This window comes from Leptolyngbya sp. NIES-2104 (assembly GCF_001485215.1).
Lineage (GTDB): Bacteria > Cyanobacteriota > Cyanobacteriia > Leptolyngbyales > Leptolyngbyaceae > Leptolyngbya.
The window spans coordinates 5,531,474-5,545,523 of the sequence record NZ_BBWW01000001.1 but is presented as its reverse complement, the minus strand read 5'-3'; the positions used below and the strand labels follow the sequence as shown (position 1 = coordinate 5,545,523).

General features: G+C 47.2%; 9 protein-coding genes and 1 pseudogene. 7 read left to right on the top strand and 3 right to left on the bottom strand.

Annotated elements, in window-relative coordinates:
- Nucleotides 1-846: a M28 family peptidase gene (locus NIES2104_RS26600; RefSeq protein WP_059001367.1), complete on the top strand. Its 846-nt coding sequence runs from the start codon at nt 1-3 to the stop codon at nt 844-846.
- Between the two features lie 37 nt (nt 847-883).
- Nucleotides 884-2,098, top strand: a complete 1,215-nt coding sequence (locus NIES2104_RS26595; protein ID WP_225895292.1) for a caspase family protein — start codon at nt 884-886, stop codon at nt 2,096-2,098.
- Nucleotides 2,099-2,236: 138 nt separating this feature from the next.
- On the opposite strand, the gene NIES2104_RS26590 is transcribed toward NIES2104_RS26595, so the two are convergent.
- Nucleotides 2,237-2,896 (bottom strand): Uma2 family endonuclease, encoded by a 660-nt coding sequence (locus tag NIES2104_RS26590; RefSeq protein WP_059001365.1) that lies wholly within the window; start codon nt 2,894-2,896, stop codon nt 2,237-2,239.
- Nucleotides 2,897-2,961: 65 nt separating this feature from the next.
- Between NIES2104_RS26590 and NIES2104_RS26585 the strand changes: the two genes are divergently transcribed.
- Both NIES2104_RS26585 and NIES2104_RS33110 read left to right on the top strand, forming a co-directional pair.
- Nucleotides 2,962-3,279: a cupin domain-containing protein gene (locus NIES2104_RS26585; protein ID WP_059001364.1), complete on the top strand. Its 318-nt coding sequence runs from the start codon at nt 2,962-2,964 to the stop codon at nt 3,277-3,279.
- Nucleotides 3,280-3,309: 30 nt separating this feature from the next.
- Nucleotides 3,310-4,086: pseudogene (locus tag NIES2104_RS33110) on the top strand (Rpn family recombination-promoting nuclease/putative transposase).
- 1 nt (nt 4,087) lies between these two features.
- On the opposite strand, the gene NIES2104_RS26575 reads toward NIES2104_RS33110, so the two are convergent.
- Complete coding sequence (locus tag NIES2104_RS26575; RefSeq protein WP_059001363.1) at nt 4,088-5,410, bottom strand: hemolysin family protein; 1,323 nt, start codon at nt 5,408-5,410, stop codon at nt 4,088-4,090.
- 308 nt (nt 5,411-5,718) lie between these two features.
- On the opposite strand from NIES2104_RS26575, the gene NIES2104_RS26570 reads away from it, so the two are divergent.
- The 3 genes from NIES2104_RS26570 (at nt 5,719) to mfd (ending at nt 11,035) form a co-directional block, all read left to right on the top strand.
- Nucleotides 5,719-5,910 carry a hypothetical protein gene (locus NIES2104_RS26570; RefSeq protein WP_059001362.1) on the top strand — a complete coding sequence of 64 codons (192 nt, stop codon included), beginning with the start codon at nt 5,719-5,721 and terminating at the stop codon, nt 5,908-5,910.
- Nucleotides 5,911-5,915: 5 nt separating this feature from the next.
- Entirely contained in the window at nt 5,916-7,424 is a 1,509-nt protein-coding gene (locus tag NIES2104_RS26565) for an IS200/IS605 family accessory protein TnpB-related protein (RefSeq protein WP_072218144.1), read from the top strand.
- Between the two features lie 164 nt (nt 7,425-7,588).
- The gene (gene mfd / locus NIES2104_RS26560) at nt 7,589-11,035 is read left to right on the top strand and encodes a transcription-repair coupling factor (RefSeq protein ID WP_059001360.1); all 3,447 of its coding nucleotides are present in this window, start codon (nt 7,589-7,591) and stop codon (nt 11,033-11,035) included.
- A gap of 350 nt (nt 11,036-11,385) precedes the next feature.
- Here the strand turns inward: mfd and NIES2104_RS26555 are convergent, their stop codons facing one another.
- On the bottom strand, nt 11,386-13,842 hold the full coding sequence (locus NIES2104_RS26555; protein ID WP_059001359.1) for a filamentous hemagglutinin N-terminal domain-containing protein: 2,457 nt from the start codon (nt 13,840-13,842) through the stop codon (nt 11,386-11,388).
- Between the last annotated feature and the right edge of the window lie 208 nt (nt 13,843-14,050).

Below are 14,050 nucleotides of genomic sequence, written 5' to 3'. Positions count from 1 at the left end.
ATGCAAGAGCTAACTGAAAGACTGCGATCGCATATTGAGGTGATCAGTCGCGATCGCGATCCATTCTTTGCAACTCAAGGACATTTCTACGTTCAGCAATACATTCGCGAACAGTTTTCACACTGGGGAACGGTTGAATATCAGGCGTTTCAAGTGGGAAAGCGCACTCACTACAATTGGATTTTGAATCTAGCAGGGCGCGAGAATCGAAAACCCCCCATTTTGATCGGCGCACATTATGATGCTGTACCAAATTCTCCGGGTGCAGATGACAATGCGACTGGAGTTGCTGTGTTACTAGAAATGGCAAAGGCTTTTTCTGAACAATCTGCCCGTTATCCGATTCGATTAGTTGCTTTTGATCTAGAAGAGAACTTTACGCAAACAGATACACACGGTAACAGTCAGTATGCAATGTCATTGAATGGTGAACCTTTGAGATTGATGATTGCTTTGGAAATGTTGGGATACTGCAATCACGATCGCAATTCACAACTGTATCCCGCAGGATTAGAGCGGTTTTATCCGGATCAAGGAAACTTCATTGCACTAATCGGCAACATTCCAACCATTCCAGATCTGATGCGATTGAGTCGGGAAATTCGTCGATCGAACATTGGATGTGAATGGCTTCCGGCGGGAATGCGGGGCAAGATTGTGCCGGATACTCGTCGGGGTGATCATGCGGCGTTTTGGGATCGAGGCTATCGAGCATTAATGGTGACAGATACCGCAAATTTAAGGAATCCGAACTATCACAAACCGAGCGATCGCATTGAAACACTAGATTTCGATTTTCTAACAAAAGTGTGTGAAGGGCTGATTCATTCCATTCGCCAACTGTAGCTTAGGTATAATTTCTAGAAAGGTCACAATAGTTACTATGATGCAACGATTTATCCCGGTAGTTCTCGCCAGCATCGCCAGTTTTACATTGACGGATTCACAAGCGATTAGCCAAAATAAGCCGACTTGTCAGCGAACTACACAAAATTTTCTCGTGTTTGGGGGCGGTGGTGCGCCTTCATACAATGAGATTGCACTTGAGAAAAATATGCTGTATTTTCAGCGATCGCTAAAAGAACTCGGATACTCCACAAGCGATGCACCGATTTATTTTGCAAACGGCAACACAGGCGAAAAAACGGTTCGATATTTAGACGAAAAAGGCGATCAACAGTTCAAAGCTCACACTGTTCCAAATGTGCAAGGGGCTTCGAGCATTGCGAACTTACAAACTTGGATGGCTCAAGCTGCCAAAGAGAAAACAGCAACTCCATTGTTTTTCTACTTTTCAGGACATGGCGGACACAATCGCGTCAATGAGGATAATTCGAGTTTACTGATGTGGCGCGATCGCGAATTGAGTGTGCAGAACTTTACCGCAATGCTCGATCGACTTCCACAAAACAAGCCCTTTGTCACGATGATGTCTCAATGTTACTCTGGCTCCTTTGCAAACTTGATCTACAACGGGGGTGATCCAAACAAAGGAATCGCGTTGCAAACCCGCTGCGGATTTTTTGCAACGATTAAATCTCGTCCTTCGGTCGGCTGTACTCCAGAAGTGAACGAAGCAGACTATCGCGACTATAGTTCGAGCTTTTTTGCTGGGTTAACCGGACGCGATCGCATTGGTCGCAAAGTTGCTTCAGCAGACTACAACAAAGACGGACGCATTTCGTATTCTGAAGCTCACGCCTACGCCAAGATTGATAAGTTCACCACGGATTTACCTGTTTCAACTTCGGAAGCTTGGCTTCAGCGACAAGTGAACAATCCAACCATGCGAGAGCAAATTTTAGGACAAACAATCGCACCTTTAGCAAAAATTGCCCGCCCTGAACAGCGCTTTGTGATTGAATCTTTGAGCCGCCAGTTTAAGTTTGATTTGAATCGATCGTTGAATGGAAATCTGCGATCGCTCAATCCCGAATTAGTGAAAACGGCTGAAGATGAAGCGTATTTAGTTCGACTGTCGATGGAGTTGACGAATGTAGCAATGGAGCGACGAGTCAGGACTTCTAAAAATGCTCGATCGATTCAAACGCTCGATCGATTGATTCGATGTGAGGCTGGATCGTGGGGTAAGTCTTAGAGGAGGTTTGAAGCGTATAAAAAGGGTGTTTGAAACGTATAAAACGTATAAAAAGTCTCTTTGTTTTCGTTACTGTCCCGCCCCGAATTCCATTCCGGGGCGGATGAATGCAAGGAACGACCTGTTTCAAATGTCCTCCTAAAGTTCTGGATCAATACCAAGCGATCGTAATTGTTCAGCGAGTCGTTCAGCTATTTGTTGGGCTGAAAGCGCAGCCTCAGCGGGAGTTGGGACAATCTCACCGTTTGGTTGAAAGTATCTCAATTGATTGTTGTGAACGCCCAAAAATAACTCTAACGATTCGCTCCAAAGTTGACCATTTGCGTTTGGCTCGATCGCTTGATACTGTTCTCCCGCTAATCGAAATCCAGCAAACTCAAGATCACTCGGTGAAAACCAGAAATATTCTGCCGTTCGGAATCGATTTTGATAGAGATCTTTCTTCAATCCCTTATCTGTGTTCTTGGTTTCGTCGGAAAGTAATTCGATAATGACATCGGGATAACGTCCATCTTCTTCCCAGACGACCCACGATCGACGCGGATATTTCTGCGTGTTCTTAACTAGAAAGAAATCCGGTCCTCGGAAATCGCGATTTTTCAATTGTTGGCGGCTGAAGTAGATCGTCAGATTTGCACCGATGAAAAAATCTTCTCGATCGCGCCACCACCACTCTAAGCAATTCACCAATAACGCGAGTTGAGCATAGTGTAAAGAAGTTTCCATTTCTGGCTCATCGCTATTGAGTTGTGTCGCATCGGGCATTAAAGCTTCAAGTTCTTTTGCCGTCAAGTGCATGGTTGGTGCTTCCAGAGTGCTGTTTCTTTAGCGTACCATTGCGATCGAGAATCATCACTGGCACCATGAATATTTTTGAATTACCGGAAGAAATGCTCGATCGAGAACTGTTTGAACCCTTGATTCAGACGGATCAAATTCTAATTGAGCGCATTATTTCAACTGGACAAACGACACCAGAGGGAGAATGGTACGATCAGCCGCGTGATGAATGGGTGTTGCTGTTGCAAGGGGAAGCGCAGTTAATGTACGAGGATGGAACGTCGATCGACCTTAAAACTGGTGATTATGTGTTGATTCCTGCACATCAGAAACATCGTGTGAGCTATACCAGTTCTAATCCTGATTGTATTTGGTTAGCAATCCATGCTGCACTGAGGTAAGTAATAATCTAAGTTCATCAAATTCTAAATATGCGACGTGATGCCATTTTTTACACTATCTTTCAGCGTTTTCCTAGCTTGCTCTTTGAGCTAGTAGACGATCGACCTCCTGATGCCCAACGTTACCGATTCGAGTCAGTCGAAGTTAAAGAACCCACATTTCGGATCGATGGCGTATTTTTGCCGCCCGAAGATGCTTCTCCCAGAGTGATCTTTTTTGCTGAGATGCAGTTTCAGAAAGATGAATCTCTTTATCATCGTTTCTTTTCGGAATCCCTTCTGTATCTGTATCGCAACTAAACACTCTATGACGATTGGTATGGTGTGATTATTTTTCCTTCTCGTAATCTAGAGCCGACGAATACGACGATGCACCGTTCTTTACTCAGTGGAGCGCAGGTGACACGGATTTATCTTGACGAGTTAAACGATCGAGATCAGCAACCAATCGGAATTAATTTGATGCAGCTCACGATCGCGCCCGAATCAGAAGCGATCGCGCAAGCAAGAGAAATCATCGATCGCGTCCAACAAGAGACAGATCCACTTCTTGATAGAAATGAGATAATTGATATTATCTCGACAATTATCGTTTACAAGCTTGTCAATTTGAGCCGAGAAGAGGTGGAACTCATGCTAAATCTAACACCATTCCGTGAAACTAGAATTTACAGAGAGCTTCAACACGAGACGAATCTTAAAGTAATTCGCAACTTACTGAACAGGGAACAAAGCATCGATTACATTGCTGAGATCGTCGAACTGCCTGTTGAAGAAGTCGAGCGCATTATTCGTGAAGAGCTTTAGATCATTCCGATGTTTCTCTAGAATTTGCCGCCCCAACTAAAACTTTATCCACTCGGTTGCCATCCATATCCATCACCTCAAACCGCAACGCTTCCCACTCAAACGCATCCGCAGCAGTGGGAATTCGACCGAGATACATGACGACAAATCCGCCTAAAGTTTGATAGCTCCCGCGTTGTTCTCCGGGCAGTTCTTGATCTTCAATATGCAAGATCTCTTTGAATTGATAGATTGGCAACATTCCATCGAGCAGCCAGGAGCCATCATCACGCTGGACTGCTTGCGGTTCTGCAAGTTCTTCGACAGTTGGAATGTCGCCCACGATCGCTTGCAACACATCGGTCAATGTGACCAATCCCTGAATCACACCATACTCATCAACTACAAATGCAATCTGTGTTCCCGTTTGTTTGAACAGTTCTAAAACTTTTAAGGCACGAGTACTTTCAGGCACAAACACCGGAGTCTGAAGCGAAGTGGTAAAGTCCAGTGGTTGACCAGACATCAGGGTGACTAAAAGATCATAGGTTTGGACGACCCCTAATAGATGATCTAATCCACCTTGACAAACTGGGAATCGAGCATGCGAACTATCCATCATCTGACGCTGGATTTCGTCGATCGAGTCTTCTAAATCAATCCAGGTAATCTCTAATCGGGGAGTCATCAGAGAGCTAATTCGTCGATCGCCTAAGCGAAACACTCGTTTCATGATGTCTTCTTCCGCCTGCTCGAACATTCCCGCCTCTGTGCCTTGCTCGATCATCACGCGGATTTCTTCTTCAGTCACAGGCGGTTCATCCGATGGACGAATGCCCAAGAGTCGAACGGCGAGATTGGTAGATGCACTGAGTAAATAGACGATCGGGGCTGCCGCTTTCGCCATCAAACTCATCGGAACCGCTGCCCAACCCGCGATCGCTTCGGGTGAATTGAGTGCCAACCGTTTCGGAACCAGTTCACCGACAATCAGCGTGAGATAGGTCAACGTCAGAATTGCAATGCCAAAAGCAAGCGGCTGACTATACGGTTCGAGAACGGGGAAAGAGCGGAAAAACGGCTCAAGTCGGCGGGTTAGCGCTTGTTCCCCGAATGCACCGGATGCAATACCGATCAGCGTAATTCCGACTTGAACGATCGCTAAAAAGTTATTCGGTTGTTCCGCTAGTCGGAGTGCCGCTCTTGCTTTGGTGTCGCCTTGATTCGCGGCTTGTAGGAGGCGGACTTTGCGAGCGGACACGATCGCGAGTTCGGACATGACAAATAGCCCGTTTGCTAATGTCAGAAACAGGATAGTCAGCAGGTCTGAGGTAAGCGAATTCATTCGGGGAAGTTTAGCCGAGAGCAACGAATTGTATAAGTGTATCGTCGATCGACCGTCGCATTGGGTTGAATTTTGGTCTAACTTTGGGTAGAGAAAAGGCGAAATTCCCGATTTCACAAGGGTTAAGCGCCGTTACCCTAAATCTTGAGGAAATCTGAGGGAACCTATTGAAATCTCACTTATGCTCCAATTTTATCTAGATAAACAGCTTTTATCTAGATAAATAGCTAGATGACTTCAGTGAAGACACTGATTTTTATCTAGATAATTTTGTTGATATAATTCTGAGCATGAGTTAGAGTTAAATCATGCCTAGAAAGAAGTTAGAGCGTAAGAAAAACGAGGTTATCCAAGTGGCAATCGAACCGGATGAAAAAGCAGCGTTTGATGCCTGGTGTATGGCAAACAGTACAACGATGAGCGAAGTCATTCGTCGTGAGATTGCATCGTATATTGTCAAAGGGCGAAAACTGTTAGACGACTCAAAAGAACCTGTTTAAGCACAATGAGCAGCGTTACGTACCAGACCAAGCTACCAGAGGCACTTATCCCGTTTTGTGAGCGGATGAGTTCATTGATGTCTGGCGTTGAACGGGCGCTGTATCAAGATTTAGAGGCAGGAACAGATCTCGCACAACTCAAGCGGGAGTATCAGCGCATTTATGGCATTAATGCGCGTCAGTTTAACTCGATTTATGCCACGCTCAAAGGGAAGATTCGCAGTCGCGCAGAATGCCACAAGCGACAACTCAAACAACTGCGATCGCAGATTACAGACCTAGAGAAACTGATCAAGAAGTGGAAGAAACAACTGCTCAAAATTCCGTTGGCTTGTCCATTACAACCGGACGCAAAGACACCGCGCCAATCTTTAAGGTGGAAGCTGCATCAGAAACCGCGTCGTCTCCACAGTCTGCGCTCCAAATTAGCGCAACTGACTCAAACGAAACCGCGTCTGATTTTTGGCGGACGCAAGCTGTGGACTGCTCAGTACAACCTAGAGAGCAATGGCTTTGTCTCGCATGAACAATGGTTAAACCAGTGGCAACAACACCGTAACTCACAGTTTTACTGTGTCGGTTTTTCTGACGAAACGAATGGCTGCCAAATCTGCCAACTCAGCGCGGATGACACGTTGAAGATTCGTGTTGCGCCTGTCCTTGAAGCTGAGTTTGGGCAGTATGTTCAAGCCGAGGGGATTCGCTTTGCTTACGGGCAGAATGACATTGATTGGGCGCGGGAAAACCACAAAGCGATTAGCTACAGATTTGCACAAAAGAATGAGCAGTGGTATGTCTTTGCGACAGTCGAGCGTCCTGCCGTCCCGCATCAATCGCATCGCCGGAATGGGTGTTTGGGCGTGGACTTGAATCCCGGTGTCATCGGCTGGTCGTACTGTGATGCTGAAGGCAATCTCAAAGCACATGGGCAGTTTCGAGTCACACTGCAAGATAAAACGACGCAGCAAACTAAAGCGATCGTGGGTGATGTCTGCGCTCAACTCGTTGGGATTGCCCAATCGTTTGGTTGCCCGATTGTGATTGAGCGCTTAGACTTTGAGCGCAAGAAAGCATCGATGCGCGAACAAGGTGTGCGATATGCGAGAATGCTGTCCAATTTTGCTTACAGCCTGTTTGATGCGATGTTGTTCAGTCGATGTGAGCGTTTCGGCATTGAATTGATTCGCGTCAATCCTGCTTACAGTTCGCTCATTGGATTAGTCAAGTTTATGCAGTTGTACGGACTGAGTTCTGATACGGCTGCGGCATTGGTTCTAGCGCGTAGAGCTTTGCACAAGTCAGAGCGCATTCCAGCCAAGTCCGCCTCCTGTCTGCCAGTGGAGAGACACAAGCACGTTTGGAGTTTCTGGAATGCGCTCTCGAAAAAGCTGAAGGGGATGCGTCGCCACAGCTTTTTCACCAGTGTCGCTTACAGCGAGTCGGAGGTCAGCCTATTCGATAAGTCTGCGCGAGTGGACAGGTCGGATGGGAAGCCATTGGCACTTCTGAACTGAGGTGAGACTCCTCAGCACGAATCGTTAGCAGCATTGTTCGGCTAACGTGCCTATAGATTTCTACAGGTTTTTAGGGACGATTGTATTCCAGATCGCGTCGGATGCGGTTGGTCGAATCCTGATTCGATAGAATGTAAAGACCCATTAAGCTCTCTCTGTCCGACATGGCTTTTTCTTCGATTACTCGCGCACTTAGTCGATCGCCGCTCACCGCAGAATTACTCAGTAAGCTCAAGCAGCATTCGACGTTACATTTATCTGGATTGTCGCGTTTGGCGAAAGGGATTGTCGCTTCGACCCTGGCGCAGAATAGCGATCGCTCTTTATTAGTGGTGACGGCAACGCTGGAAGAGGCGGGACGCTGGAGCGCTCAGATGGATGCGATGGGCTGGAATACCGTGCATTTTTACCCTACTTCGGAATCGTCGCCGTATGAGCCGTTTGATCCCGAAGCTGAAATGACTTGGGGACAGTTGCAAACTTTAGCCGATTTGGTCAAGGGATCGGAGAAAATGGCGATCGTGGCAACCGAACGTGCTCTACAGCCCCATTTACCGCCACCCGAAGCGTTTTCGCCGTATTTTCTAACTCTAGAAAAAGGGAAAGAAATTAATCTGGGACAGTTGAGCGATCAGTTAGCGAAATTGGGATACGAACGGGCGAACTTAGTTGAAACTGAAGGTCAATGGAGCCGACGTGGGGACATTATTGATGTGTTTCCAGTTGCAGCAGAGTTACCGGTTCGATTGGAGCTATTCGGGGATGAGTTAGACCAGATTCGTGAGTTTGATCCGGGAACACAGCGATCGCTCGATCGAGTTACTCAAGTTACACTAACACCGACTAGCTTTAGTCCGATTATTCAATCTGCATTAGATGAAACCGTTCTAGAGTATCTATCACCCGAAGATCAAGAACGATTTGCAGAAGGTGTCTCGATCGAGGGAATGCGTCGATTTTTAGGATTAGCTTTTGATCACCCTGCATCTTTATTAGACTATCTACCAAGCAATACGATCGTTGCGATCGATGAACCTGAAATGACTCAGGCACACAGCGATCGCTGGATTGAACACGTCGAAGAACAATGGCAAGAAGTCAAGCCGAGCTTACCAAAGATTCACCGAAGTTTAGAAGCTTCATTGATCGAGATTGAAAAGTTCGATCGCATTCACGTAAACGAATTAGCCGAAGAGAAAAAAGGCTTAAATCTCGTTTCTCGCCCGGTTCCAGCGATTCCACATCAGTTTGCAAGATTAGCGGAAACACTGCGGGGAGAGCGCGATCGTAACTTTGCAATTTGGCTTGTATCGGCGCAACCTTCGCGATCGGTCGCACTGTTACAAGAGCATGATTGTCCGGCGCAGTTTGTTCCGAATCAGCGGGATTATTTAGCGATCGACAAACTGCAAACTCAGCACATTCCTGTTGCGCTGAAATACTCTGGTTTAGCAGAACTCGAAGGCTTCATCCTGCCAACATTTCGCTTAGTCGTTGTTACTGATAAAGAGTTTTTTGGACAGCAAACTTTAGCCACTCCGACCTATGTTCGCAAACGTCGTAGAGCGGCATCGAAGCAAGTTGATCCAAACAAGCTACAACCCGGTGATTTTGTAGTTCATAAAAGTCATGGAATTGGGCAATTTATCAAGCTCGAAAGCTTAACCATTAACAATGAAACTCGTGAGTATCTTGTCCTAAAGTATGCAGATGGATTGTTACGAGTTGCAGCCGATCAGTTAGGTGCATTATCCCGCTTCCGAGGCGTGGGAGATGCGAAACCTGAACTAAATAAAATGTCGAGCAAGGCTTGGGAAAAGACCAAATCCAAAGTTCGCAAGGCAGTTAAAAAGGTTGCAGTTGACTTACTTCAACTCTATGCACAACGAGCACAGCAACAAGGGTTTACTTATCCGCATGATATGCCTTGGCAACAAGAAATGGAAGATTCTTTCCCGTATCAGCCAACACCGGATCAATTAAAAGCGGTGCAAGATGTGAAGCTCGATATGGAAAGCGATCGACCCATGGATCGCCTCGTTTGCGGTGATGTTGGCTTTGGTAAAACTGAAGTTGCAATTCGAGCTATCTTCAAAGCTGTCACTGCTGGAAAACAAGTTGCTTTACTTGCACCCACTACAATTCTGACTCAACAGCACTATCACACGATCAAAGAACGCTTTGCACCGTATCCGATTCAGGTCGGTTTGCTCAATCGTTTCCGAAGTCCTGAAGAGCGCAAAGACATTCAGCGACGAATGATCACCGGAGAGTTAGATATTGTTGTTGGAACCCATCAACTGTTAGGAAAAGGGGTTGCATTCAAAGATTTAGGGTTGTTAGTGGTTGACGAAGAACAACGATTTGGAGTGAATCAGAAAGAGAAGATCAAATCACTCAAAACTCAAGTTGATGTTCTCACGCTGAGTGCAACTCCGATTCCAAGAACATTGTACATGGCGCTTTCTGGTGTGCGAGAAATGAGCTTGATTACTACACCGCCGCCTTCTCGTCGTCCGATTAAGACCCATCTATCACCGTATGATGCTGAAATGGTGCGATCGGCAATTCGGCAAGAACTCGATCGAGGGGGTCAAATCTTCTACGTCGTGCCGCGTGTTGAAGGGATTGAAGAGATTTCTGCTCGAATTCGTGAAATGATTCCGGGGGTGAGAATTGCGATCGCGCATGGTCAAATGCCCGAATCTGAACTTGAATCGGTGATGCTGACTTTTGGAGGTGGCGAAGCGGATGTGCTGCTCTGTACCACGATCATCGAATCCGGTTTAGATATTCCGAGAGTCAATACCATTCTGATCGAAGATGCTCAGAAGTTCGGACTCTCCCAGCTTTATCAGTTACGGGGTCGAGTCGGACGAGCAGGCATTCAAGCTCATGCTTGGTTGTTCTATCCGAAACAATATCAACTCTCAGATGCAGCAAGACAACGATTAAGAGCATTGCAAGAATTTACCCAGCTTGGATCAGGCTATCAGTTAGCCGTTCGAGATATGGAAATTCGAGGAGTCGGTAACTTGCTTGGTGCAGAACAATCCGGACAAATGGATGCGATCGGCTTTGATCTCTACATGGAAATGCTGCAAGAAGCAATTCAAGAAATTCGAGGTCAAGAGATTCCGCAAGTCGATGATACACAAATCGATCTCAGTCTCACCGCCTTCATTCCAGCCGATTACATTCCCGACTTAGATCAAAAGATGAGTGCGTATCGTGCGGTTGCTGCTGCCCAATCAAAACAAGAATTAGTGCAAGTCGCAGCCGATTGGAATGATTGGTATGGGCAAATCCCGATCGCGGCTCAACAGTTACTTCGTGTGATGGAACTAAAGCAAACTGCGAAAAAACTTGGATTCTCTCGGATTAAACCTGAAGGTAAACAGCATGTGACTTTAGAAACACCAATGGAAGAGCCAGCTTGGAACTTGCTGAAAGAGAACTTACCGGAGCATCTACGATCGCGCTTTGTCTTCACGCCTGGAAAAGTGACGGTTCGCGGCTTAGGTGCGCTTAGTGCTGACCAACAATTAACGAACTTAATTGATTGGTTAAGTCGAATGCAAGGCGCTCTACCAGAGCCTGCACTGGTCTAGGGCGTGTTTTAAGTCCTTTTCACTTCGTTTGATTAGCCCCGGAATGGAATTCGGGGCTAATCAAACGAAGTCCACTGAAGGGGACTAACAGCCAATTTGAGTCTCTTTAGTTCGTTTCAACGGACTTCGCACTGTTAGCCCCGAATGGAATTCGGGTCTATCGCCTGAGTTATGCTAGGAGTTGAGAACCTTATCCTGAGATCGATGCAACCGCTTCTGACTCATCTACTAGACATACCAGCACTAAAGCAGAGCAAACCTAGATCAATGACTGCACGATTCACAGCTTTCTATTTCAAGAGAAAGGGTATCTGTAGAGTGCCCCCGCCCTGTTACGATCTCACTTCCTCCTAGCGATCACCTCCTGCACAAGTCGCAGTCTGCGTCGATGGTATAGGGCTTTCTGCAATCAGTTGGACTCTCCCATTGAGATCGCGTTTCCAAGCCGTGGCTTCCACTAATGGTAAAGTTGATTCAGCCCTGACAGGTTGATTGCTTAGAGAGAGAGAACGCAGATCTGTCCAAGTGCGATGGCGACCTGCTGTTTGGTCAAGCGGATTCATTGGGATGCCCCCGCGTCCCGTCATCACAAAACTGCTGCCTTGATTCGAGGAACATCCTGCTGTAAGTTGTTGGGTTTGATCAATCAGGGTGTTTGAGAGTTCGACTAAGCCAGCGTTGGGGTCAACGCCAACATTGTTGACTTGAACAGTTCCGTTAATGCCAAATTTGGAACTGGCGGTGATGTCGCTGGCGGGTGTGAGGCGATCGCGGTTCTGCAAGCCAAAGATACCTTGAGTCGTGATGGCGATATTGCCCCCTTGCCCCCTGTCCGCATTCGCAACAATGTCACTGTTTCCTAATCCCAGCACGATCGGAGACTGAATGGTGATGTTGCCGCCGTTGCCTGCTCCGCCTGCGGTTGCCGTAATCGAAGCGCGATCGCGCAGTAAGAGCGTTTGAGCCGTTAGGGAGAGATTGCCGCCATCGCCCACCGCAGTCACCGCTTCGATCATGCTACCCCCGTTCAAGTAGATAGAGTTCGCGTTGATGTTCAATGTCCCAGCGTTTCCTGACCCCAGGTTGCTAACCCTAACCGTCGCGCCATTTAGGATACTCAACGAGGGTGTGTTGAGGGTCAGACTGCCCGCTGCACCACTTGGGATTGGCGGCAATCCTAGATTTTGTTGAGTCTCGCGAGACACCACATTTGCCGCCGACGCGATTCTACTCACCTCGACCTCGCCGCTCAAGGACGGCACACCCCCACTCACTTCGATCGATCGAGTCGCAGTAATCTCCAAACTGCCAGCATTACCGCTCGCTAGCGTTGACGTGTTGATATTGCCTCCGCGAGTCACGCTTAATTCTTGGGTGTTGATGCTCAATTTGCCTGCATTCCCTACTCCTAAAGCCGAGACAGTCACGAGAGCGGGCTGTTGAGTGAGCGGACTAAAGCCATCAACCTTGACCGTATTGGCAACCATGATCATATCTCCACCCCGTCCGCTGCCCAGGTTAGAAGATGAAATGATTGCACTATTGAGAACAAGGAGTTGATCCGCTGAAATCGTGAGGATTCCTGCATTGCTCTGACCGAGTGTTGAAGCAGCAAGTCTAGTGCGGATTGTCGAATTGGTGTCGAATTGTCCATCGAGTTGAATCGAAGATGCCTTGATTGCAACATTCCCTGCTTGACTTCTGCCAAAGGCTCTCGCATGAACCATCGCCGCATCTAATAGCCTGATCTGAGGAGCCACGATCAACATATCTGCACCTGTTCCAGCAAAGACATCATTGATCACAAAGCTGCCAAGCCTGCCAGATCGATCCAGTCCAGAGAGTTGAAAGGCTTCGGACGCTTTAATCTGAAAACTTCCGGGCGGTTGAGATCCCTGAGTTACCATGAGCGCGATCGAGCCATTGCGAATCTGAATCGTCTTGCCGACAAGCTGAAGGGCTGTGTTGCCCGCTCCACTCGCTTCGATGGACGATCGATTCGTGAGCAAAATATCTCGATCAGCTTGCAGAGAATCTGCATTCAAGTCCCAGCCTTGAGCAACGGGTATTAAGCTGACGCTGCCACTGCTACCACTGATGATCTCTAGCCTTCCCTGCGGGGCTGACAGAACGCCGCCATCTAGCGTCACATTGCCTCCGACGAGTGCCAGAGTTCGATTCGGCTTGACCTGCAATCCGGATGTGGGTGGGCTGGTTCTAATCACGGGTGCATAAGTACCTGGCAATTGCAGCGTGTGTCCGGTTCCGTTGACTGAGATTGCACTGGGGTTTTGTCCCATTTGCAAGCCGATCGGCACACTCATCGTCAAGAGCGGTGCAGTACTCGAATTGGCGGCAAACTCTGTACCATCGGCAAACTTGACACTGGTAGCAGTTGTGCCAATGAACGATCCACCGATGTCGAGTCGAGCATTTGTCCCAAAGAGGATGCCATTGGGATTGAGGAGAAATAAACTCACTGGACTGATGCTGTTACTGGTTTTGATTAGTCCATCAATGCTAGAAACATTGCTACCAGTTACTCGACTAAAAATCGTGGAAATATTATGCGTGTTAACCAGATCAAAAGTGGCAGAACCGCCTGTTGGAATCGAGAATTCGCGGAAGCTGTGAAACAGGTTGCTACCTGCTGCGGCGCCATTGGTGATGGTGAAGTCACGATTGTTTGAAGTGTTGACGATCGTATTCAATGACCCATCTGGTACGACCGTTTGAGCCGAACTGAGATCGACACTGACTATCAACCCCATCCCCATCAATCCCAAGCTGAGCCAAGCACGATTCATCTCGTTTCACTTTCTCGAAACATTACTTGATAGGATGCCCTTAAAGAAGAGTGAATGCTTTATTTCAGGTTTAAGTAAATAAAATTTGAATGATTTTTAAGTTAGATCAACCGTAATATAGAATCCTCTTTTCTTGAAGCCATCAGCCTTTCAAGCAACGAGAACCGCACGCGTTGCGCTGTCTCATTTGCTGGCACTTAGATTCTAC

Coding starts and splice junctions, on each gene's coding strand:
- NIES2104_RS26585 (WP_059001364.1), top strand. CDS start 2,962: ATGAATATTTTTGAATTACCGGAAGAAATGCTCGATCGAGAACTGTTT.
- NIES2104_RS26555 (WP_059001359.1), bottom strand. CDS start 13,842: ATGAATCGTGCTTGGCTCAGCTTGGGATTGATGGGGATGGGGTTGATA.
- NIES2104_RS26590 (WP_059001365.1), bottom strand. CDS start 2,896: ATGCACTTGACGGCAAAAGAACTTGAAGCTTTAATGCCCGATGCGACA.
- NIES2104_RS26565 (WP_072218144.1), top strand. CDS start 5,916: ATGAGCAGCGTTACGTACCAGACCAAGCTACCAGAGGCACTTATCCCG.
- mfd (WP_059001360.1), top strand. CDS start 7,589: ATGGCTTTTTCTTCGATTACTCGCGCACTTAGTCGATCGCCGCTCACC.
- NIES2104_RS26570 (WP_059001362.1), top strand. CDS start 5,719: ATGCCTAGAAAGAAGTTAGAGCGTAAGAAAAACGAGGTTATCCAAGTG.
- NIES2104_RS26575 (WP_059001363.1), bottom strand. CDS start 5,410: ATGAATTCGCTTACCTCAGACCTGCTGACTATCCTGTTTCTGACATTA.
- NIES2104_RS26600 (WP_059001367.1), top strand. CDS start 1: ATGCAAGAGCTAACTGAAAGACTGCGATCGCATATTGAGGTGATCAGT.
- NIES2104_RS26595 (WP_225895292.1), top strand. CDS start 884: ATGATGCAACGATTTATCCCGGTAGTTCTCGCCAGCATCGCCAGTTTT.